The organism is Mariniflexile jejuense (assembly GCF_042675665.1).
Classification (GTDB): Bacteria; Bacteroidota; Bacteroidia; order Flavobacteriales; family Flavobacteriaceae; genus Mariniflexile; species Mariniflexile jejuense.
In genome coordinates this window covers 1335213-1358760 of sequence record NZ_JBHTJI010000001.1, presented here as the reverse complement: position 1 = coordinate 1358760, position 23548 = coordinate 1335213, and the positions used below count along the sequence as shown (strand labels likewise).

General features: G+C 32.0%; 20 protein-coding genes. 8 read left to right on the top strand and 12 right to left on the bottom strand.

Features of this window, described 5'->3' with window-relative positions; genetic code table 11:
- Window positions 1–5 precede the first annotated feature (5 nt).
- A complete protein-coding gene (locus tag ACFQ1R_RS05860; protein WP_379925191.1) occupies window positions 6–1274 on the top strand; it encodes an L-lactate MFS transporter in 1269 nt (422 codons plus the stop codon).
- A gap of 74 nt (window positions 1275–1348) precedes the next feature.
- Here ACFQ1R_RS05860 and purL read toward each other — a convergent pair whose 3' ends face one another.
- The 3 genes from purL to ACFQ1R_RS05845 form a co-directional block, all read right to left on the bottom strand.
- On the bottom strand, window positions 1349–5029 hold the full coding sequence (purL, locus tag ACFQ1R_RS05855) for a phosphoribosylformylglycinamidine synthase (protein ID WP_379925190.1): 3681 nt from the start codon (window positions 5027–5029) through the stop codon (window positions 1349–1351).
- 143 nt (window positions 5030–5172) lie between these two features.
- Window positions 5173–6258, bottom strand: coding sequence for an endonuclease (locus ACFQ1R_RS05850; protein ID WP_379925189.1), 1086 nt, complete (start codon window positions 6256–6258; stop codon window positions 5173–5175).
- Window positions 6259–6263: 5 nt separating this feature from the next.
- Window positions 6264–7478, bottom strand: coding sequence for an RsmB/NOP family class I SAM-dependent RNA methyltransferase (locus tag ACFQ1R_RS05845; RefSeq protein ID WP_379926315.1), 1215 nt, complete (start codon window positions 7476–7478; stop codon window positions 6264–6266).
- Window positions 7479–7579: 101 nt separating this feature from the next.
- Between ACFQ1R_RS05845 and ACFQ1R_RS05840 the strand changes: the two genes are divergently transcribed.
- Window positions 7580–8629: a WD40/YVTN/BNR-like repeat-containing protein gene (locus ACFQ1R_RS05840; protein WP_379925188.1), complete on the top strand. Its 1050-nt coding sequence runs from the start codon at window positions 7580–7582 to the stop codon at window positions 8627–8629.
- Between the two features lie 47 nt (window positions 8630–8676).
- On the opposite strand, the gene ACFQ1R_RS05835 is transcribed toward ACFQ1R_RS05840, so the two are convergent.
- The 7 genes from ACFQ1R_RS05835 to ACFQ1R_RS05805 all read right to left on the bottom strand — a co-directional run bounded on the left by ACFQ1R_RS05835 (window position 8677) and on the right by ACFQ1R_RS05805 (window position 15740).
- The gene (locus tag ACFQ1R_RS05835; protein ID WP_379925187.1) at window positions 8677–9105 is read right to left on the bottom strand and encodes a hypothetical protein; all 429 of its coding nucleotides are present in this window, start codon (window positions 9103–9105) and stop codon (window positions 8677–8679) included.
- A 6-nt stretch (window positions 9106–9111) separates the two neighbouring features.
- Window positions 9112–9612, bottom strand: coding sequence for a hypothetical protein (locus tag ACFQ1R_RS05830; protein ID WP_379925186.1), 501 nt, complete (start codon window positions 9610–9612; stop codon window positions 9112–9114).
- 33 nt (window positions 9613–9645) lie between these two features.
- A complete protein-coding gene (locus tag ACFQ1R_RS05825; RefSeq protein ID WP_379925185.1) occupies window positions 9646–10188 on the bottom strand; it encodes an RNA polymerase sigma factor in 543 nt (180 codons plus the stop codon).
- A gap of 294 nt (window positions 10189–10482) precedes the next feature.
- Window positions 10483–12309, bottom strand: a complete 1827-nt coding sequence (locus ACFQ1R_RS05820) for an ABC transporter ATP-binding protein (protein ID WP_379925184.1) — start codon at window positions 12307–12309, stop codon at window positions 10483–10485.
- Between the two features lie 80 nt (window positions 12310–12389).
- Window positions 12390–14120 (bottom strand): phospho-sugar mutase, encoded by a 1731-nt coding sequence (locus tag ACFQ1R_RS05815; RefSeq protein WP_379925183.1) that lies wholly within the window; start codon window positions 14118–14120, stop codon window positions 12390–12392.
- A 97-nt stretch (window positions 14121–14217) separates the two neighbouring features.
- Window positions 14218–15168 carry a glycosyltransferase family 2 protein gene (locus tag ACFQ1R_RS05810; protein WP_379925182.1) on the bottom strand — a complete coding sequence of 317 codons (951 nt, stop codon included), beginning with the start codon at window positions 15166–15168 and terminating at the stop codon, window positions 14218–14220.
- A gap of 41 nt (window positions 15169–15209) precedes the next feature.
- A complete protein-coding gene (locus ACFQ1R_RS05805) occupies window positions 15210–15740 on the bottom strand; it encodes a DUF4199 domain-containing protein (RefSeq protein WP_379925181.1) in 531 nt (176 codons plus the stop codon).
- Between the two features lie 212 nt (window positions 15741–15952).
- Between ACFQ1R_RS05805 and ACFQ1R_RS05800 the strand changes: the two genes are divergently transcribed.
- The 4 genes from ACFQ1R_RS05800 (at window position 15953) to ACFQ1R_RS05785 (ending at window position 19262) form a co-directional block, all read left to right on the top strand.
- Window positions 15953–16204 carry a type B 50S ribosomal protein L31 gene (locus ACFQ1R_RS05800; RefSeq protein ID WP_379925180.1) on the top strand — a complete coding sequence of 84 codons (252 nt, stop codon included), beginning with the start codon at window positions 15953–15955 and terminating at the stop codon, window positions 16202–16204.
- 147 nt (window positions 16205–16351) lie between these two features.
- Window positions 16352–17527, top strand: coding sequence for a GlmU family protein (locus ACFQ1R_RS05795; RefSeq protein WP_379925178.1), 1176 nt, complete (start codon window positions 16352–16354; stop codon window positions 17525–17527).
- 55 nt (window positions 17528–17582) lie between these two features.
- Entirely contained in the window at window positions 17583–18488 is a 906-nt protein-coding gene (locus ACFQ1R_RS05790; protein ID WP_379925177.1) for a TolB family protein, read from the top strand.
- Window positions 18489–18551: 63 nt separating this feature from the next.
- Window positions 18552–19262 (top strand): lysoplasmalogenase family protein, encoded by a 711-nt coding sequence (locus tag ACFQ1R_RS05785; protein ID WP_379925176.1) that lies wholly within the window; start codon window positions 18552–18554, stop codon window positions 19260–19262.
- Here ACFQ1R_RS05785 and ACFQ1R_RS05780 read toward each other — a convergent pair.
- On the bottom strand, window positions 19259–20884 hold the full coding sequence (locus ACFQ1R_RS05780; RefSeq protein WP_379925175.1) for an ABC transporter substrate-binding protein: 1626 nt from the start codon (window positions 20882–20884) through the stop codon (window positions 19259–19261). The genes ACFQ1R_RS05785 and ACFQ1R_RS05780 overlap by 4 nt on opposite strands.
- Window positions 20885–21130: 246 nt before the next feature.
- On the opposite strand from ACFQ1R_RS05780, the gene mtaB reads away from it, so the two are divergent.
- Together mtaB and ACFQ1R_RS05770 are read left to right on the top strand one after the other, a co-directional pair.
- Window positions 21131–22462, top strand: a complete 1332-nt coding sequence (gene mtaB / locus ACFQ1R_RS05775; RefSeq protein WP_379925174.1) for a tRNA (N(6)-L-threonylcarbamoyladenosine(37)-C(2))-methylthiotransferase MtaB — start codon at window positions 21131–21133, stop codon at window positions 22460–22462.
- A gap of 110 nt (window positions 22463–22572) precedes the next feature.
- Complete coding sequence (locus ACFQ1R_RS05770) at window positions 22573–23073, top strand: hypothetical protein (protein WP_379925173.1); 501 nt, start codon at window positions 22573–22575, stop codon at window positions 23071–23073.
- Between the two features lie 70 nt (window positions 23074–23143).
- Here ACFQ1R_RS05770 and ACFQ1R_RS05765 read toward each other — a convergent pair whose 3' ends face one another.
- On the bottom strand, window positions 23144–23440 hold the full coding sequence (locus tag ACFQ1R_RS05765; RefSeq protein ID WP_379925172.1) for an N-acetyltransferase: 297 nt from the start codon (window positions 23438–23440) through the stop codon (window positions 23144–23146).
- Between the last annotated feature and the right edge of the window lie 108 nt (window positions 23441–23548).

Genomic DNA, 23548 nt, shown 5'->3' with positions numbered 1-23548 from the left:
AAAAGATGAAAACACAAAAATTAAAAAATCGTTGGTTAATAGCTGCATCGGCAGTTGGAATCCATATATCAATTGGTTCAGTTTATGCATATTCAGTAATGACCAATCCAGTTAAAGATATTTTTGATGTTGATGGTAGCGTTATAAAATGGGCATTTAAAATAGCCATTTTACTTTTGGGTCTATCAGCAGCATTTTTAGGGCGTTGGGTTGAAAAAGTAGGACCAAAAATTAGTGGTACTACAGCTGGAATTTTTTATGGCGTTGGAATTTTAGGTTCTGGTTTAGCTGTTCAATTAGAATCGTTAACACTATTCTATTTATGCTATGGTGTTATTGGTGGTATTGGGTTAGGACTTGGTTACATTACACCTGTAAGTACTTTAGTAAAATGGTTTCCAGACAGGCGTGGTTTAGCCACAGGAATGGCAATTATGGGTTTTGGTTTTGCAGCTTTAATTTTTGGACCTGTTATGCAATCACTGTTTGATTCGGTAGGTGTTTCAAATGCATTTTATATTTTAGGTGTTATATATATGATTTTAATTTTATCATCAGCTAGATATATAGAAAGACCACCTGAAGGCTATTTACCAGCAGGTTTTAAACCAGGTGAAGGTAAAGTAATTAAAAAAGATATGGCAAATATTGATGCCAATGAAGCATTACAAACACCACGATTTTATTACATCTGGGTTATGATGTTTATAAACATTGCTTGTGGTATAGCCATTATTTCCGCAGCTAGCCCAATGATGCAAGAAAAATTAAACTACACACCCATGGAGGCAGCTGCTATTGTAGGTTTAATAGGTGTTTTTAATGGTTTAGGAAGAATTATATGGTCTAGTTTATCAGATTATTTAGGTAGAGCGAATACCTATATCATATTTTTTGCCTTTCAAATTTTAGCGTTCTATTTCTTGCCTAAAATATCAATGGAACTTACTTTTTTAGTTGTTTTATTTACTGTTATTACAATGTATGGCGGCGGCTTTTCAACATTGCCTGCTTTTTTGGGCGATTTATTTGGCACCAAACAATTAGGTGCAATACATGGTATGGTATTGGCAGCATGGGGTTTAGCAGGTGTAGTAGGACCAACTATTTATGATTTAGTAATGGAAAAAACAGGTTCTTTGGATAGTACTTTGGTAGTATTTGCAGGTATGTTTTTAATAGCGCTAGTTGTTTCAGTTTTGATGAAAATAACCGTAATGAAAGCACATAAAAAAATGGATGCCGTTAATGCAAAAGTATCAATGGTTTCATAATTGAGTTTTGTTCATATCCTAAAAAAATCCCGATCTCATTAATTTGAAATCGGGATTTTTGCTTTACAAATATTTTATTTTTCTAACCAAAGTCTAGCATTCACAAAAGCTTCTAACCAAGGCGATACGTCGTCTTTACGACCTTGCGGATAATTAGCCCAATTCCATTGAAAGGTAGAGCGTTCTATATGCGGCATGGTTACTAGATGGCGACCTGTTTTATCACATAGCATAGCGGTATTAAAGTCGGAACCATTTGGGTTATGTGGGTATTCTGCGTAAGCGTATTTAGCAACAATTTGGTATTTGTCCTCCGAATATGGTAGTTTGAATTTGCCTTCACCATGTGAAATCCAAACCCCTAAAGTCGATCCCGCTAAAGTTGAAAGCATCACAGAATTGTTCTCTTGAATTTTTACTGAAGTAAAGTTGCTTTCGTGTTTATGCGAATCGTTATGAACCATTTTACCATGTACCTCGTGTTCCGGATTGATGAGGTCTAATTCCATCCACAATTGGCAACCATTACAAATGCCAACAGATAGTGTGTCTTCTCTTTTGAAGAAATCCTGAATCACTTTATTGGCTTTTTCGTTATATTTAATAGCACCTGCCCAACCTTTTGCAGAACCAAGTACATCCGAATTACTAAAACCTCCAACAGCGCCTAAAAACTGAATGTCTTCCAAAGTTTCACGACCCGAAATTAAATCGGTCATGTGTACATCTTTTACATCAAAACCAGCTAAGAACATAGCGTTTGCCATTTCACGCTCGGAGTTACTTCCTTTTTCACGAAGAATAGCGGCTTTAGGTCTCGACTGCGCTCGACCAGACAGATTTTTGTCACTTCGAGCGGAGTCGAGAAGTCCTGTGAAATGACTTGGGAATGTATATTCTAAAGGTTGATTTTTATAGTTGTTGAAACGCGCTTCAGCCAAATTATTAGCAGTTTGTTTTTGGTCTAATAAGTAAGATGTTTTATACCAAACATCGCGTAAGCGAGATACGGTTAACGTGAAAACATCTGTGCCGTTAATGATGCTTAACACATCACTATTGGTAACGGTTCCAATGTTGAAAAATTCAATGTTTGCTTCTGAAAGAACTTTTTCAATTGAAGCATCTTTAGCTTGAATAACGATTCCCGCATTTTCAGAAAATAAGAGTTTTATGGAATCGTTTTCTGCCAATGCAGAAAGATCTAATTCAGCTCCTAAATTATTATCTGCAAAACAAAGTTCTAACAGAGTGGTAATCAATCCACCAGAAGCCACATCATGTCCAGCAACTATTTGTTTATCTTTTATTAATTTTTGAATCGTGTTGAAAACAGTTTTCACATACCCTGCACTTTTTACTGTTGGAGCATCGTTTCCAATTTTATTTAATATTTGAGCGAAAGAACTGCCTCCTAATTTAAAATTATCTTGAGATATGTTGATGTAGTAAATACTTCCTGCATTTTTTTGAAAAACAGGTTCAATTACATTGCTAATATCATTACAATTTCCTGCTGCTGAAATAATTACCGTTCCAGGAGATAACACATCGCCATCAGGATATTTTTGCTTCATAGAAAGCGAATCTTTTCCTGTTGGAACATTGATGCCTAAATCGATTGCAAATTCCGAAACCGCTTCAACCGCTTCATATAAACGGGCATCTTCACCTTCATTTTTACAAGGCCACATCCAGTTTGCCGAAAGTGAAACCGATTTCAATTCGTCTTTTAATGGTGCCCAAATAATGTTTGTTAATGCTTCGGTAATGGCATTTCTGCTTCCCGCCACCGGATTGATCAATCCTGAAATAGGCGAGTGCCCAATAGACGTTGCAATACCTTCTTTTCCTTTATAGTCTAAAGCCATCACACCTACATTATTTAGTGGTAATTGTAATGGGCCAGCGCATTGTTGTTTGGCTACTTTTCCACCAACGCAACGGTCTACTTTATTAGTTAACCAGTCTTTACAAGCTACAGCTTCCAGTTGTAAAACTTGTTCTAAATAGTCATGGAATTTATCGGAATTATAGTTTAAGTCTTCATAATTTCTTTTAATGGTTGTATCAGTCATGATGGTTTTTGGCGAACTTCCAAACATGTCTTCCATAGCTAAATCCATCGGTTTATGTCCGTTGGTTTTAGATTGAAAAGTAAAACGGTCATCACCCGTAACATCCCCAACAGTGTACATAGGAGAGCGTTCGCGTTCTGCAATACGTTGAAGGATATCGATATGCTCCTTGTCGATCACCAAACCCATACGTTCTTGCGATTCGTTCCCAATAATTTCTTTATCAGAAAGGGTAGGGTCACCAACAGGAAGTGCATCTAAATCTATGTTTCCACCCGTATCTTCAACTAATTCCGATAAACAATTTAAATGGCCTCCAGCACCATGATCGTGAATAGAAACAATATAGTTTTTGTCGCTTTCAACCATACCACGAATGGCATTGGCTGCACGTTTTTGCATTTCTGGGTTGGAGCGTTGTACAGCATTCAACTCAATACCTGAAGCAAATTCACCGGTATCGGCACTAGAAACTGCTGCACCACCCATACCAATACGGTAGTTTTCGCCACCAAGAATAACTATTTTATCGCCAGTTTGTGGTTTGTCTTTTAAAGCTTGGTCTTTTTTGCCATAACCAATACCACCCGCTTGCATAATGACTTTATCGAAACCAAGTTTTCTAGCATCTTCTTCATGTTCAAAGGTTAAAACTGAACCGCAAATAAGAGGTTGCCCGAATTTGTTTCCAAAGTCCGATGCACCATTTGAAGCTTTAATTAAAATGTCCATTGGGGTTTGGTACAACCATTTGCGTTCTGGAAACGTTTTTTCCCAAGGCCGGTTTTCTTCTAATCGAGAATACGAGGTCATATACACAGCGGTTCCTGCTAATGGAAGTGAGCCTTTTCCACCTGCAAGTCTATCGCGAATTTCACCTCCCGAACCGGTTGCAGCACCATTAAAAGGCTCTACGGTTGTTGGGAAATTATGGGTTTCAGCTTTTAATGAAATAACCGATTCAAACTCTTTGGTTTCGTAGAAATCGGGTTTGTCGGCGGTTTTTGGAGCAAACTGCTCCACTTTTGGACCTTCAACAAAAGCCACATTATCTTTATATGCTGAAACAATACTGTTTGGATGTGTTTCAGAAGTTTTTCTAATTAATTTGAAAAGTGAGGTTGGTTTTTCAACACCATCTATCACAAACGTGCCATTGAAAATTTTATGGCGACAGTGTTCTGAATTCACTTGTGAAAATCCAAACACTTCAGAATCGGTTAACGGACGACCAATTTTTTTGGCAATACCTTCTAAATATGCAACTTCTTCATCACTTAATGATAAGCCTTCTTTTTGGTTATAAGCGGCGATATCTTCAATATTAAGTATCGGTTCTGGTTTGATATTGATGGTGAATGATTCTTGGTTTAATCCTTTGAATTTTTCTGAAATCATCGGGTCGAAACCTTTAAAATCTGCAGAAACCGCTTGAAATTCTTCAATACGGATGATATCTGAAATGCCCATATTTTGAGTAATTTCAACCGCATTGGTACTCCAAGGTGTTATCATGGCAGCACGCGGACCAACAAAAAAAGCATCGAGTGATGCTTGTTCTATTTTAGGCTGGTTGCCAAATAACCACGTTAATTTAGCGATGGTTTCAGTTGATAATTCTTTTGTTGTTTGAACAGCAAATACTTTGCTGGTTACGTTTCCAAAGAAATGAATCATTATATATTGATTTGTGTGTGTTTAAAGAAAGTGCAAATTTACTTTTTTTCGGCGTAATTCCATGTAATTAATACCATGAAAATGTTTAGTTATTCACTATGTTTTGAACATAAAAAAAGCGACTTGTAAAAGTCGCTCAGAATTTAGTTTTTAACTAGCTTTTTGGTAATACTGCCGGTTTCTGATTGGAGTTTTACCAGATAAATACCAGATTTAAGTGTGCTTATGTTAATTTCTTTTGCGTTATTGTTTAGTTTTTGTTTTAAAACAGAAGCGCCTAAGATGTTGTAAATTTCAATATTTAAATTAGCAGAATAGTTACTTGTAACAATATTAAGTAAATTTTCTTTTGTTGGATTTGGGTACATTGAAAAATCTATAATAGCAATGTTTTTAGTTGATAATGAACTCCATCTATTTTGTGCTGATGTGCCTCCCCAAATTAGAGTTGCCAAATAAGGGTTGTCTATAAAAGGGTTTCTATTACCTTGACCATAAGTGTTTGAGGCGTTGCCATGATATGTGTTTCTGTTATCTTCTATAGTGGAAACTTGGTCTTCCGCATTCCATTGTAATAATAAATTAATCATATTCGAGTCCACAGAGTTGGTTGTACCTACTGCTGTGTATGAAGGTTTGCATTGTGTTCCGTATCTTAAATACATATACATGATAATTCGTGCAACATCGCCTTTCCATTCATCACCTGGATACCAATTTCCTGACACATTTCCTGAATTACCACTACCTGCGGCAAATAGTAAATTACCTCGGTTGTTATTCATTCTTACATCAGAAGGTCTAAGATTATGAGCATCGGCATACGGCGGTACATTTGAACCACTATCATCTAAGCTTGGTACAGCCAAAGAATTAGGGAATGTGTGTTCTCTATTCCAATCTGTACCTTGTGTGCCACCATTTAATGTTTTGCTTCTACTACGGTCTGTAATGTAATTTCCATCATTATCATTATAGCCATAAATTAATAAAACGTTGTTACTATTTGCTGGGTCTTCATCTGTGATTTTATCGGCTTCCCAAACATTAGAATAGGTTATATAGTTTGTGTGTTTTGAAGCTGTAGTTACTGCTAAATCGTTAAATAAGTTTGTGCCAGTTTTATTAAAATCTACGCCATTATAATAACTTTGAAGGTTTGCAGGAGGTGTAAGTTGTGCAAATGTGTAATAGGTAGTAAGTAAAAATAAAAAGTAAAAATGCTTCATATAAATTAGATTTTGCGTTCTAAAAGTGCCATGTAAAAACCATCAAACTCTGATTTGTGTGCTAACACTTTGTTGTCTTTTACAAAGGTAAAGTTTTTTCCAGCTTCCGATGTTAAGAATTTATCAACTTGCTGTTGGTTTTCAGAAGGTAAAACAGAGCAGGTTGCATATACTAATTGCCCACCAACTTTTACCATTCTAGAATATTGTCGTAAAATTTCCTGTTGGGTAACTTTAATTTTTTCGATAAAATCGGGTTGTAATTTCCATTTAGCATCTGGATTTCTGCGTAACACACCCAAACCAGAACATGGTGCATCAATTAAAACACGATCTGCTTTATCATATAATTTTTTAATGACTTTTGTAGAATCGATGGCACGTGGTTCAATATTATGTGCGCCATTACGTTTGGCACGACGTTTTAATTCATGAAGTTTGTTTTCATAAATATCCATAGCTATAATCTGTCCTTTATTTTCCATTAAAGACGCAATATGCAGTGTTTTTCCGCCTGCACCAGCACAAGTATCTACAACACGCATACCTGGTTGTACATTTAAAAATTCGGCAACTAATTGTGACGACGCATCTTGTACTTCAAAAAAGCCATTTTTAAAAGCTTCGGTGGTAAACACGTTGGCGCGTTCTTTAAGTTTTAACGCATTTGGGTAGTCTTTTAAAAAATCGGATTCAATATCTAAATCAAATAATTCGGCTTGTAATTTTTCTTTAGTTGTTTTAAGGGTGTTGACTCTTAAAATAACATCGGCTTGTTCGTTTAAGGCAGCAATTTCTTTAGACCAAACGGTAGTTCCTAGTTCTTTTTCGCCTAATTCATCTAACCAATCTGGAATGGATTCTTTAAATTTTCTAATTTTAGAAAGCTCATCAAAACGTCCTTTTATTTTTCGGGTTGGGGTGTTTTCAAAATAGGTCCAATCGGGTAACTTTATACCTCTTAGGGTAGCCCAAACTGCAAACATGCGCCATAAATTATCGCGGGTAAAAGGTTCTTTAACTTCAGCAATTTCAGCATATAAACGTTTCCAACGCACAATATCATACGTTGTTTCGGCAACAAAAGCGCGGTCGCGTGCGCCCCAACGTTTGTCTCGTTTTAAAAGTTGTTGTATTACTTTATCGGCATAATGACCTTCATTAAAAATTAAGGTTAATCCGTCTATAACCGAGAAGCATAAATTTCTGTGTAATCGCATGGGTTTTAAATAAGTCTGCAAAGTTACATTAAATGCTACGAATACACGAATGTTTTTATTATTTGAATGATTAGGCATATCTTTCATTAAAATTAATGTGTATGAATCGTGTTTTTTCGCTTTTATTGGTTTTGTTGATTATGTTTTCTTGTGGAAAAAGAGAAACTTTTAAAACTAGAAATTTTTCAAAGGTTGAAATTGAAACACTTATTGAAGATTCTTTGTTAAATATTAGAGCATTGGAAATAAATGAAGGACGTGTTGTTGCAGCTGCTTCAAATGGAAAAATTTATAGAAGTATTTTGAGTTATATGAGCAATTTTGAAGAAGGTAATTATTGGACTTTTACGGAAGATTCTTTAAAAAATAGTAATTTTAGGTCTGTCGCTTTTGAAGGTGATAAAACGTTTACATTATCAATTGGTTCACCTGCTAAATTATTTTGCGATGGTAATTTAGTATATTTTGAAAACCATCCTAAAGTTTTTTATGATGCAATAAAGTTTTGGAACAACCAAGAAGGTATAGCCATTGGCGATCCAATTGATGATTGCATGAGTATTATTATAACTCGTGATGGTGGTAGCACTTGGAAAAAATTACCCTGTAGCATATTACCCAAAACTATACAAGGCGAAGCTGCATTTGCCGCTAGTAACACTAATATTACCATTGTAGGGAATAACACTTGGGTGGCAACTGGCGGAAAGGCTAGTAGGGTTTTATATTCTCCAGATAAGGGAAATACATGGCTAGTTTTTGAGACTCCAATAATACAAGGTTTAGAAACAACAGGTATTTACTCTATAGATTTTTATGATGAATTAAATGGTTTTGCTATAGGTGGTAATTATACCAAACCAAATGATAATAAGGCTAATAAAATTAAAACAGTTGATGGTGGAAAAACCTGGAAATTAGTAGGCGAAAACCAAAACCCGAGTTACAGAAGTTGTGTGCAATTTATACCAAACAGGAAAGGTAAAGAATTGGTTGCGATTGGTTTTAAAGGAATAGATTACAGCAATGATTCTGGTGAAACTTGGAAGCATTTAAATGATGAAGGATTTTATACTATTAGGTTTTTAAATGATAGTATTGCCTATGCAGCAGGCGCAGGAAGAATTTCCAAGCTTACTTTTAGAGAATAAAAAACGAGGAATGTTTAGTTCCTCGTTTCAATTAGTCACCTTAGTATTTAATTTTTCCTTTTCTTATATTCTTCAAACATTTTTCGTTTAAATTCTTCTTCAATTTTGTGTAGAAGAATTACTTTTTTTGCCGAAATAATATTGGTTAATTTATCTACAAAATCGTTTTCAATAGCTTGTCTTTTGTATTCGTTTGCACGAATTTCTTTTAAAAGTTGTTTAGCTTCATCTTCAGAAAGTGCTTCAATATTAGTTTTTTTTCTAACATTATAAGCTTCTTCTCTTAATCTTGATTTTTCTTCTTCAAAATCATTATATATTGGCCAAAATTTTTGCGCTTCTTTTTCGCTTAAATTCAGTTTTTCAGTTATATAGGCAATCTTCAGTGTTTTAATTTTATCTCTGTTAGATTGCGCGATTGTAATGAGTGAAAAACTCAATACAAATAGTACAGTAATAAGTAATCTCCTTTTCATTTTGCTTTATTTTGTAATAATATCTTCAATTTCTAAATTGTCAAACACAAAATTTTCTAGTGTTTCAGAGTTGTATCCATCAGTAATTAATTGAACGTCTTGTAAATCTTCTTTGGTAAAAAGTGAAGCAAATTCGTTAGCTTCAACATCTTCATCAATTATATAATTTTCAATACTTGCTGTTTCAATAGTATCAATGGTTATATTTTTTGTGTTATTAAAAAATACATTAATCATTAAAATTAAACTAGCTGCAACAGCAGTTGCATATGCTGCTTTTCGCCATGTAATAAGCTTAACTACTTTAACTTCTTTTGTTTGATTAATGGTGTTAATTATGTTGTCTTCTAATGTGTTAAAGTAGTTATCTGGTGTTGTGTAGCCAGATTTTGGGCTAAGTTCTTTTAGTTTCAAATCACTTAGAATGGAATCTTCAAGTGATTCAAAATAATCTTTAGGAACTTTAAATCCTGTTTTTTTAATATTTTGTAATTTATTTGTACTCATCTTAGTAATAAGACTTAAATTTTTGTAAAAGGTTTAATTTTCAGTTAAATAGGCTTCAATTTTTTTTGCTGCTATATGGTAAGATGCTTTTAATGCACCTTCACTTGTTTCTAAAATAGTTGACATTTCAGAATATTTTAACTCCTGAAAATATTTCATATTAAAAACCAATTGCTGTTTTTCTGGTAATGTAGCAATGGCTTTTTGTAATTTAAGTTGAATATCATCACCTTCAAAATACACATCAGAGCTTAAATTTTTTATAGCTAAAAGTTGTACTTCTTCGCTTGTTGTTTGTAATTTTTTTGCATTTTGATTTATAAATGTGATAGATTCATTAGTTGCTATTCGGTACATCCAAGAAAATAATTTACTATCCCCATTAAAGTTATGGATATTTTTGTAAACTTTTATGAATGTGTTTTGAAGCACATCATCTGTATCGTCATGCGATTTTACAATATTTCTTATATGCCAATACAAACGCTCTTTGTAAAGCGTTATTAAAGCTCTAAAAGCTTGTTCTTTGTGGGTTTCAGATTTTAGTTGTTCTAATAATTGTACTTCGTCAATCACAAAAATACTTTAGTAGTTAGACTATTAAATATACTAAAAGTTTAAAGGATGCATTTTATATTTTTATCAAAATTCATAACTAATTGATTAATAATTGATTAAATGCTAAATTATCGATTAAGTGTAAATAAATACGATAAAATACATTTTTTTCTTGTGCACTATTGTTTTTTGTATTAAGTTTGCTGTAGAAACCTACTTATGTTGTTAGTCGTCCCCAAGTCTAACTGAACAAAAAAAAGGATAGAAGCTCCAAATCTCTATCCTTTTTTATTTTTTAATAGTTTTGGTTTTTTATTCAAAACTTTGCATTTCTACAAGTTTTTGGTAAACGCCTTTTTTAGAAATTAGTTCGGCATGTTTTCCTTTTTCAACAATTTCACCTTTGTTAAGTACCACAATTTCATCAGCATTTTGAATAGTTGAAAGTCTGTGAGCAATAACTATTGAGGTTCTGTTTTTCATCATGTTTTCTAAAGCAACTTGTACCAAGCGTTCACTTTCGGTATCAAGCGCAGAGGTAGCTTCATCTAAAACCATAATAGGAGGACTTTTTAAAACGGCGCGAGCAATACTTAAACGTTGTTTTTGTCCGCCAGAAAGTTTGTTTCCAGCATCACCAATATTAGTTTCAATACCGTTTGGTAGGTCTTTTACAAATTCCCAAGCATTGGCAACTTTTAATGCTTCAATAATTGCTTCATCGGTAGCATTTTCGTTTCCAAGTTTCAAGTTATTTTTTATGCTATCGTTAAATAGAATAGCATCTTGTGTAACAATGCCTAATTGTTGGCGTAATGATTTGGTTGACAGGTCTTTAATGTTTATCCCATCAATTAATATACTGCCTTCATTTACATCATAAAAACGAGTAATTAAATTAGCAATGGTTGATTTTCCACTTCCAGATTGCCCAACCAATGCTACTGTTTTTCCTTTAGGAATGGTTAACGAGAAATTTTTTAGAACGTTTTCTTTTTCATACCTGAATGAAATGTTATTAAATACTATTTCTGAATCGAATCCCGTTTTGGTAATGGCGTTTTCTTTGTCTTTTAAAGGATTTGGTGTATCAAGAATTTCTTGAATACGTTCTGCAGCTGCATCACCTTGTTTTATGTTATAAAGACCTCTTGAAATTGCTTTTGCTGGTACCATTATATTATAGGCTAAACCCATATATGCAATAAACGAACTACCATCAAGCGAATTATCAACCAATACTAACTGACCACCATACCACAATAAAATAGATATAACCATGATGCCTAAAAATTCGCTGGTAGGTGATGCTAAGTTTTGCCTGTTAAATAATTTATTTGAAAAATGATATGAGCGAGTTGATGATTCTTCAAATTTGTTTATAAATTTTTCTTCAGCATTAAAACCTTTTATAATGCGAAGTCCTGTTAAGGTTTCTTCTAAAATTGACAAAATAATACCTTGTTCTGATTGAACACGATTAGATTTACGTTTTAAACTTCTACCAATTCGCGAAATAATTAAACCAGATAATGGAATAAATATGAATACAAACATGGTTAGCTTTAAACTGATTAAAACCATCATAATTATAGTGAAAATGATGGTTAATGGTTCTCTTGCTATAAGTTCTAAAACGGGTAGCATTGAATATTGTAACGTATTAATATCGCCAGTAACACGCGACATGATATCGCCTTTTTTTTGTTCAGAGAAATATGAAAGTGGTAATTCTACAGTTTTTTGGTACACTTTGTTTCTTAAGTCTCTAACAACACCATTTCTTAAAAAAACCATGAAGTAATTTGCTAAATAACCAAAGATATTTTTTAATAAAAATAAAGCTATTATAAGACTAACTACCAGAAGAAGTGCTTTTTGAGGGTCGTTTTCGGCATATGCATTTACTTGATATGCTAAATAATCTTTATAAAAGTCTTTTAATGAAGAAATACCTTCATAAACTGGTTTTATAATTTGTTTTTTTTGATTTTTTTCAAATAAAATATCAAGCATGGGTATTAGCGCAATAAAGGATAAAGCTCCAAATAAGGCATATAATACGTTTGATATAATGTGTCCTACAGCATGTTTTTTATAAGGCTTTGCATACTTTAGGATGTTTAAAAACTGATTCATTAAATACGATTTGTCTGTTTATAAAACATGCTTTTATGAAACCATAAAAGCATGTAAATTTTTAACAAAGATACGGGTTATTATATTAACTTCATATCTTTTAAAATGGCTTCGGCTTTTGTGTCTAGTATGCTTTCTGTTTTACTAAAATCGGTAACAGAATTTAATTTTGTATTTACACTTACGTAGAATTTTATTTTTGGCTCTGTACCACTTGGTCTTAAAGCAACTTGACTACCATCTTCTAAATAATAAATAATTACGTTCGATTTTGGAATATTGATAGAAGATGTTTCGCCTGTAATAATATTTTTAGAGGTTGATAACTCATAATCTTCAATTTTTAAAACCTTGCAACCATTTACAACTTTTAAAGGATTTTCGCGTGCATCAACCATCATTTGTGTAATTTCTTGAGCGCCTTCAATACCTTTTTTAGTTAGTGATACTAATTTTTCTTTATAACAACCGTGTTCTACATAAAGGTTTAAAAGTTCGTTGTAAAAAGAACTGCCATTTGCTTTTGTAACTGCAGCAATTTCACAAGCTAATAAGGTAGAAGTAACAGCATCTTTATCGCGTACAAAATCGCCTACCATAAAGCCAAAACTTTCTTCGCCACCACCAATAAAATCAAGTTCTGGGAAATCTTTAATAAGTTTTGCAATCCATTTAAAACCTGTTAATACAATTTTACTTTCTACATTATAAGCTTCAGCAAGTTTGTTTAGCATAGGTGTTGAAACGATGGTTGAGGCAATAAATTGATTACCATTTATTTTGCCTTCAGCTTTCCATTGTTTTAATAGGAAATCTGTCATCATTAACATGGTTTGGTTTCCGTTAAGTAACTGCAATTGGTTTTCAGAATTTCTAACGGCAACACCTAAACGGTCGCAATCTGGATCGGTACCTATTACAATATCAGCATTCACTTTTTCAGCTAGTTCTAATGCCATTTTTAAAGCGGCAGGTTCTTCTGGGTTTGGCGATGCTACTGTTGGGAAATTTCCGTTAGGTACTTCTTGCTCTTTAACAATATGAACATTTTTGAAACCAGCACGTGTCAATGTTTCAGGAACTGCAGTTATAGACGTTCCGTGAAGCGATGTGAATACAATAGTTAAATCATTTTTAGCTTCTATTGAAGTGTTAAAGTTTGCATTTTTAACCGATTCGTTAATAAAAGCATCATCAACTTCTTTTCCTATATATTTAATTAATGAATTATTGGCTTCAAATTTAATATCGGAATATTGTAAGCTATCAATTACTTTAATTATTTCACCATCTTGAGGTGGTACTAATTGCCCGCCATCTTGCCAATATACTTTGTAGCCATTATATTCTGGTGGATTGTGAGAAGCTGTTAAAACGATACCACAATGGCAATTTAGATGTTTTACGGCGAATGATAATTCTGGTGTTGGACGCAAATCTTCAAACAAATAAACTTCAATGCCATTTGCTGAAAACACATCGGCAACTACTTTTGCAAGCGATTTGCTATTATTTCTGCAATCATAAGCTATAACAGCTTTTGGTGTTTCATTTGGAAACGATTTGTGTAGATAATTACTTAAACCTTGCGTACTTTTCCCTAGCGTATATTTATTGATACGGTTGGTGCCAACACCCATAACGCCTCGCATACCACCAGTACCAAACTCCAAGTCTTTATAAAAACTTTCTTGAATGTCTTTTGGGTTGTTTGCAATACTGTTTTTAATTAAAGATTGAGTTTCTTCATCAAAAGTAGGGGTTAGCCAAGAGTTAATGCGCTCTAAAATTTTTGGTTCAATGTGTATCATAATGTCTTAAATAATAAACTTCAAAAGTAAACAAATGCAAAAAAATAGGTTTTAAATGAATGTTATTTTGAAGGTGGTGAAACTGTTTTTAAAGTTATTAATTTAAATTCAATTCTTCTTTAACTAAATAGCGTTTTTTATCTTGTTTTGTGCGTAAAATAATTTCACCCAAAAAACCAGCAACAAAAAATTGTGTACCAATAATCATGGTAGAAAGCGATATGTAGAATTGTGGACGCTCGGTTATAAGCCTTCCGGTTTTATTTAAAAATAATTTATCGATGCCTAAATAAAGTGCAAAACCAAAACCGATTGCAAACATAATGAATCCTAAGGCACCAAATAAATGCATTGGGCGTTTGCCAAAACGCGATAAAAACCAAATGGTAATTAAATCTAGAAAGCCATTAATAAAACGGTTCATGCCAAATTTAGTAACACCATATTTTCTGGCTTGATGCTGAACAATTTTCTCGGTTATTTTTATAAACCCAGCATTTTTAGCCAATACAGGAATGTAACGGTGCATTTCACCATTTACATCAATGTTTTTAACAACGTCTAGTTTGTAAGCTTTTAAACCACAATTAAAATCGTGAAGTTTTACACCCGATGTTTTTCTTGCTGCCCAATTAAATAATTTTGAGGGTAAATTTTTTGCAATTACCGAGTCGTAACGTTTCTTTTTCCAGCCCGAAACTAAATCGAAACCGTCTGTAGTAATCATGTTATAAAGATCCGGAATTTCGTCTGGATTGTCTTGTAAATCGGCATCCATAGTAATAACAACATCGCCCACAGCTTTTTCAAAACCAGCATGAAGCGCTTGCGATTTACCAAAGTTTTTTAAAAACCGAATACCTTTTACATTTTGGTTTTGTGTAGAAAGATTATTGATTGTTTTCCACGAATCATCAGTACTGCCATCATCAATAAAAATGATTTCGTATGAAAAATGATTGGACTGCATCACTTTTACAATCCAATCGTGTAATTCGTTTATAGAATCTTGTTCGTTAAGTAGTGGAATAACTACTGATATGTTCATTTAAAAGCTTTCAAATAGTTGATGCTTCAAAAATACAGAAATTATTCGGTGTCGGGTTTACTTTTTTTCATAGCTGCGGCAACTATTAAGCCAATAACGCTAAAAAACACTAAATAAGCAGCTAAACCTTTTAAAATGCCACCTATACTAAATTGATTTTGAGATTCAATTTTTTCAACAGCTTCAGCAATAGCTTCATTTGGTGCATTAAAGCTTTTCATCATTTGCACTGTTTTTTCAACGGTTTTTTCTTTTAAAATTCCAGCAGCCTCGGTATCTATAAAATTGAAAATTAAGTATGACACTACTGTACTTATTATCAATCCGATTAAAACAGTTATAAAATAAGCAGAAAAAGATTCTTTAAAACTTGCAAAACCATTTTGAGCCTGCTTTATTTTTGCTACCGAAACAATTCCAAAAGCAACAATAGCAATTAAAATAAAAATACCGTACCATGTATATGTTAATAATTCAATGTTAATTGCATACGAAATAACAGTTAGTAACGCTAATAAAATACCAAGGTATAAGCCATAATTAGTTGCGATTGATTTTAAAGATTTTTCCATAATTATATATTTTTGTGTTAGTTAATGTAGTTAGTATTCAAATATAATAAAACGTTACATTTTTGTTGTAAATAAAAAATATAAAAAAGTATTGCGAAATTGTAAAAAATGCTTATTTTTGCACTTCCAAAATTGAAAAGAATTAAAGCTTTAAACGATGAAACACTTTTAGTGTTGCATCTGTCAGAATAAAAAAAATAAATATCATTCAGATGAAAAAAGATATACATCCAGAAAATTATAGAATAGTAGCATTCAAAGATATGTCTAACGAAGATGTGTTTTTAACAAAATCTACTGCATTAACCACAGAAACTTTAGAAGTTGATGGTGTTGAATACCCGCTTGTAAAAATGGAGATTTCAAGATCTTCTCACCCTTTTTACACAGGTAAATCTAAATTGGTTGATACTGCTGGACGTATTGATAAATTTAAAAACAAATACGCTAAGTTTACTAAATAAGCTTAAAAAACTATATAAAAAGCCTTCTATATTTAATATGGAAGGCTTTTTTATTATGTCTAATTCATCTATTTTTGTTTAAACTTAAGTTTATTGTTAAGAGTATGAACAACTTTTAACTTTTAACCTTTAACTTTTAACTTCCAAATGAACTATATTCTTTTTGATGGTCCGTCTCGAAATAACTTATTACCATTTACATTCACACGACCTGTTGCCGATATACGAATAGGTATTCTTACCATTCGTGAAAAATGGGAACTATTTTTAGATGCAACAACAACTACAGTAACTGAAGATTATTTATCTGATAAATATCCAATGGTAGAAATGGAAGAAAATATAATGATAAACGCATCATACCTTCCAAATTTAGAATTGGTTGAAATGATTAAAAGTTTAAAAGATAATCAGGCTATTTTTAAAGATGAGGATGTGATTGCATTTTTTTCAAAAGAGACTCAAGATGAAGTTGATTTTGAAACATATGAAGCTATCGAATTTAATGATGATGTTCTTAAAATTGAAAATACTTGGGACATTTTTTCAAAAAACGGCGAAGCCATTCAAGAAGATTTTAATTTAATTACAAACGGAAGAGTGTCTAAACCAATTCCATCTAGCAATAATGTTATAGCTGCTGAAAATATTTTTATTGAAGAAGGTGCTAAATTAGAATTTGTAACACTTAACGCAAGTTCTGGTCCTATTTACATTGGAAAGAATACTGAAATAATGGAAGGTTCGCTAATTCGAGGTCCTTTAGCGTTATGTGAAGGTGCGGGTATTAAATTAGGAGCTAAAATTTATGGACCAACCACTGTTGGACCGCATAGTAAAGTGGGTGGCGAAGTTAATAATTCGGTTATTTTTGGGTATTCAAATAAAGGACATGATGGGTTTTTAGGAAATTCCGTATTAGGCGAATGGTGTAATTTAGGTGCAGATACAAACAATTCTAACCTTAAAAATAATTATGCTGAAGTCCGTTTATGGGATTACCAAACCGAAAGTTTTGCAAGAACAGGTTTGCAGTTTTGCGGACTTATGATGGGCGACCATAGTAAATGTGGTATTAACACCATGTTTAATACTGGTACAGTTGTAGGCGTAAGTGCTAATATTTTTGGAAGCGGTTTCCCAAGAAATTTTGTGCCAAGTTTTAGTTGGGGTGGTAATGGAGGTTTTACAACTTACTTAACTAAAAAAGCTTTTGAAGTTGCCGAAGTTGTAATGTCTAGACGTAATATTGAGTTTTCAGACCAAGATAAAGCCATTTTAGAACACGTTTTTGAAGAAACAAAAAAGTATAGACGCGAATAGGTAATATAAACTGTTTAAATTCAAATTGTTATATTTGTTTGTAACCATTTGAAATATGCAAAAAATTTTGGTTTGTGTTTTTACGCTATTCAGCATTTTAGGGTTTTCTCAAACCGATGATTTTGCTGTTAAAAATCTTGAAATTAACACCGAATATCCACATTTTGGTTTGATGTTAATTTCAAATTCAAAAATTATTTTCACATCGTATTTATTGGATAAAAAAGATAGATTAAAACGCTATCAAGGCAATCCAATACTTACTATTTTTGAAGGTGAACTTTCTGAAAATGGTACAATTCAAAACATAAAAAATATTGAAATAGACCCTGAGCAGAAGATAAACTATATAACAAGTGCCACCATGTCATCTAACGGGAAACAGCTATTTATTACTACTACCATTGATAATAGTAATATTGAAGAAGATAACTTTTTAATAAAAGTAGGCGAGTTTAAAACTGGAATTGGTTGGACAAATTTTAAAACCTTAGCGTTTTGTAATCCAAAATATTCTTATGCACATCCAGCTTTAAGTAACGACGGAAAAACCCTGTATTTTACCTCGAACATAAGAGGCGGAAAGGAAACAACAAAAGGCGGTTCGGATATTTTTAAAGTAGATGTTTTAGGAAATAATTCATACAGCGAACCTAAAAACTTGGGTAGCAAAGTGAATTCGTATAGTAAAGAAATGTTTCCGTTTATTGCAGACGATAATACCTTATATTTTGCTTCAAACAGACCAAATGGTTTTGGCGGTTTTGATATTTACAAAAGCCTAATGAATGTAGATGGAAGCTTTGATAAAGCTGAAAAACTTCCAGAACTTATTAATAGTAATCAAGATGATTTTTGTTTGGTTATAAATTCAACCACCAAAACAGGCTATTTTTCATCAAAAAGAGATGGCGGTAAAGGTGATGATGATGTGTACTATTTTGTTTCAACACAAAAGTAATTAAATTTAAAATCTATTAAATATTTGCTATATTGAGGGAAAATTCAATGTTATAAAGAAAATATGCTTAAATCTATTTATCTTAATAAGATAAAATTTACTGTAGTTTTTGTAACAGTGCTTTTCATCGATGTTTGTATAAAAATATACCTTAATAATAACAATTATAGATTTTTTTCAAAACCCTTGATTTTAATTTCATTAATAGCTTACTACTATATTAATATGAAACATAAAAGGAAGAAAGTAGAACGAAACGTTGTATTCGCATTGTTTTTTTTTCTTTTAGGAGATTTTATGATTTTAAATTATTTAAATAAGGTTTTTTTGGTATTAAGTATGCTTTTTTTTGCAGTAGGTAAATTGTTTTTTTGTTTAAAATTTAAAAGTAAAGAAGATTTTGAATTTTCTAGGTTGTTTCCTTTTTCTATAATAGTTTATTTGGGTATTACTTTTGTAATTTCATTAATTTATAAAAACCTGAAAGCATTTCTTATACCTGGTTTGATTACGTTGTTTATTTCTTTATTAATGTTGAATTTAGCCTATTTAAGAAAAGCTCAATTTTCAAAATTCAGTTATTTTTATGTGCTTTTTGGTTGTTTATTGTTCGTTTTAGTAGAAAGTATAAACGCTGTAAATACGTTTAACAAAATTTTACCTTTTCCTTCTTTTTTTAATACTATTTTTTATGGAATATCTATGTATTTAATCATTTTAGGAATCACGGAAGAAGATGATGATGTTTTAAAATCTTATGGAGAGTTAAATTAGAATTTAGCTATTTTTTTTACTTTTTTTAATTCCAACAAGTTTATAGGGTTAATACCTAAACCGCTTACATTTTTTCGTGTAAAACGCACAACTTCATCATAAAACATTACAACTACGGGTGTTTTTTGCATCACTAAACTATCCATTTTTGTATAAAGTTGTTCTCGTTTTTTTGTGTCGGTTATAGTATATGCTTCTTCATACCAAGCATCAAATTGTGCGTCTTTAAAATGTGTGTAATTTGGTCCGTTTGGCGCAAAATTTTTGCTGTAATAAAGTGATAAATAATTTTCAGCATCCGGATAATCGGCAACCCAACTGGCTCTAAAAATGTTTAGTTTACCATTTGCTTTAGCATCTTTTAATGTGGCTGCAGGAATAACATCAATATTAACAATCAATCCAATTTTTTGAAGTTCCCGTTGTATGTACTCGCAAAAACTTAAATAATTGCTTGTGGTTGTTATAGCAATTTCAGGATTTTGAATTTTGGTTTCCTTTTTAAATTGCGCAATTAGTTGCTTAGCTTTTTCAGGTTGATAATCAAAACCAATACTTTCGTTATAACCCGGTAATCCTTTTGGTATAAAACCGCCGTTTGCAGGAATACCAACACCATTACGTAAATAAATCATCATTTTTTTACGGTCAAAACCATAGTTTACAGCTTTTCTAATAAGTTCAGATTGTATTTCAGGAACTTCAGAATCCATATAAAATGCCAAATATTCTGTGTTTAAATAAGGACCACGAATCATGTTTACATCGTTCTTATACAAATTTCGTAATTGCCCGTTAGCTGTTAAAATTTCATCTTTATACGACGCATCTAAGCCTGAAACAAAATCGATGTTGCCTTGTGCAAATTGTAAAAATTCACTTTGTTTATCGGGTAAAAACGTAATTGCAACAGCTTCTAAATATGGTAGTTTTTTACCATTTTCATCAGTTTCAAAATAGTTGATATTTTTTCTAAAAACCAACTTTATGTTTTCTTCCCAACGCTTAAATTTAAATGGACCAGTACCTATTGGGTGCGATCTAAAATCGCTTCCATAATGTTCTACAATTTCTTTTGGAACAACCGAGCAATATTTCATAGTTAATAAACCCAAAAATGCAGGAAAAGGTTGTTTTAATTTTATTTCAAATAATGTATCATTTAAAGCTTTAAACCCTTCAACTTTTTCTAAAACCCAACTTCCGGGTGATGCAACTTGCTTATCTAAAAGTCTGTTTAAGCTATATTCAAAATCTTTAGCAACTACTGTTCTTGTTGAATCTTTTCCAAATAAAGCGTCTTTATGGAAATACACATCGTTGCGTAATAAAAACGAGTAGGTTAGTGCGTCTTCAGAAATACTCCAACTTTTAGCTATGCATGGTTTAACGTTTAATTGGTCGTCCATTTGTGCTAACCCATTAAATAACTGGTTTGTAGCCCATATATCGGCAATATCTTTAGAAAATGCAGGATCTAACGAACCAATATTTTTATGCTCGTTATATTTAAAAACAAGTAAATCGTTTAATTTTTTAGTGTTTTTATTGCAGGACACTATCAAACTAAATATGATAGTTAAAATTAAAAAGTTTAAAACTTTAATATGTTTATATGCCACATTTATATTTTTAATGCATTCAAAAATAAAGTTTTTATTATCTATTTCTAATTTTTTTAATCTTTAATAATTTATTGTGACTTTTAAAATAGTCTTGTGTCAAAAAAATTAATAAGATTATTTTGCTATTATAAACAATTTAGTCTCTCAAATTTATCAGAAAGGATTACCTATTTGTTTTGTTCAGAGCGTTTCTATTTAGAAACGCTCTTTTTTTATTAACTTTGCAGCGTTTTAAATAATGAAATGAATTCTCAAAAAAAAGTTGCATTTTATACATTAGGTTGTAAGCTTAATTTTTCTGAAACTTCTACAATAGCCAGAAGTTTTTCAGATGAAGGTTTTGATCGTGTAGATTTTTCTGAAGTCGCAGATATTTATGTAATTAATACCTGTTCAGTAACCGAAAATGCAGACAAACGTTTTAAAAGTATAGTAAAACAGGCACAAAAAGTAAACCCAAAGGCATTTGTAGCAGCTGTAGGTTGTTATGCGCAATTAAAACCGCAAGAATTGGCAGATGTTGATGGTGTAGATTTAGTTTTAGGTGCTACAGAGAAATTTAAGATTACCGATTATTTAAACGATCTTTCAAAAAACGATTTTGGTGAAGTACATTCATGCGAAATTGAAGAAGCCGATTTTTACGTTGGAAGCTATTCTATTGGCGATAGAACGCGCGCTTTTTTAAAAGTACAAGATGGTTGCGATTACAAATGTACATATTGCACCATTCCGTTAGCTCGTGGTATTTCACGAAGCGATACTATGGAAAATGTACTCCAAAATGCCAAAGAAATTTCAGCTCAAAATATTAAAGAAATTGTTTTAACAGGTGTTAATATTGGCGATTATGGTAAAGGTGAATTTGGTAACAAAAAACACGAACACACGTTTTTAGATTTGGTAACCGAATTAGATAAAGTTGAAGGCATCGAGCGTTTGCGAATTTCATCTATCGAACCTAATTTATTAAAAAATGAAACCATCGATTTGGTTTCAAAATCAAGAGCTTTTGTGCCTCATTTTCACATTCCTTTACAAAGTGGAAGTAATGAGATTCTAAAAAAAATGAAACGTCGCTATATGCGAGAGTTGTATGTAGATCGTGTTTCAAAAATAAAAGAAGTAATGCCGCAAGCTTGTATAGGTGTTGATGTTATTGTTGGTTTTCCTGGTGAAACAGACGACCATTTTTTAGAAACCTATAACTTTTTAAATACACTGGATATTTCTTATTTACACGTATTTACATATTCTGAGCGCGATAATACCGAAGCTGCCGAAATGGAAGGTGTTGTGTCAATGAATGTTAGAAACAAACGCAGTAAAATGCTTCGTGGTTTATCGGTTAAATTGCGTCGGGCTTTTTATGAAAGTCAGTTAGGAACTACCAGAACCGTATTGTTTGAAAGCGAAAATAAAGAAGGCTACATAAACGGGTTTACAGAAAATTATGTAAAAGTTAAAGCACCTTGGAATCCAGCATTAGTAAATACATTACATGAAGTTGTACTAACTAAAATTGATGAAGATGGATTGGTTAGGTTTGACTTTGCAGAAGTACTTTCCAATTAAAATTGTAAATTACTTACAAATTACCCGAATTATATTCCGTTTATCGGTAAATGTAGCACAAATTAAATTCAGCTTAATATTTTTATTGCAACTTTTTAGTTGTCCCAAATATGAAAAGAATAATTTCAGCTTTAGTATTAGTTGCTTTAGTATTAGTTGGTTGCTCTTCTGATGCAGATGATGATACCATTAATGGTGTTTGGGTTTTAACCGAATGGAATATTGCCAATGGTTTTGATATTAATAATGATGGTATTATTAGCACGAATATTTTAAACGAAATAGATTGTGTAAACAATGAAACTTTGGTTTTTGATACGAATGGTGTTGTTACTTCAAATAATACGTTTAACCCAAGTATAAATATTGCTTTGGTAAACGGTACTTCAAACAACTATTTATTTAATGTTGAATGCGACCAAGAAGGCATTATAAGTTTTGCATCAAATTTTACAGTAAACGGCAATATGGTTTTAATTAATGATGGTGTAGCAACTGTAAACGGTAATACATTATCTCGTGTTTTTACAAATGCTATTAAAATTTATAATGAAAATTTCACTCAAGTAATAGCTACAAAAGATTTAACGTTAGTTTACACTAAACAATAATTTTTGAATAAAAAAAATCTGAAGCTATAAACTTCAGATTCTATATTATTGCTAATTGTTAATTAAGAAATTAAATTCTAACTCCAACAGGAAGCATACGCTTGTATTTTCTATTACTCCTTACAAACTTAGCAATTTCAGGACTTGTAGGTACAACACTTAAATTGCGTTCTTGAATTTGTTCAAAAACAGCAGCTAAAAATCCTTTAGAAAATCCTTCGTCATTAATTTCATCTGGAATAATAAGTTTAGTTAAAAAAATCTTTCGTTCCTGTAGTGAATATTCAATTTTAGCTAAGTGGTTGTCAATTTTTAGTTCAAATTGGCGTAAAAAATCATTGTCTATTAATTCTGCAGCATCAATCATAGTACGTTTTTTTATTTCTTCTTATGGAATCTTAAATAGTGAGTGCTATTTATATAACTTTGTTATACAAAATTAGGGAAAATAATCGTTAATAAAAAGTAAATTAGT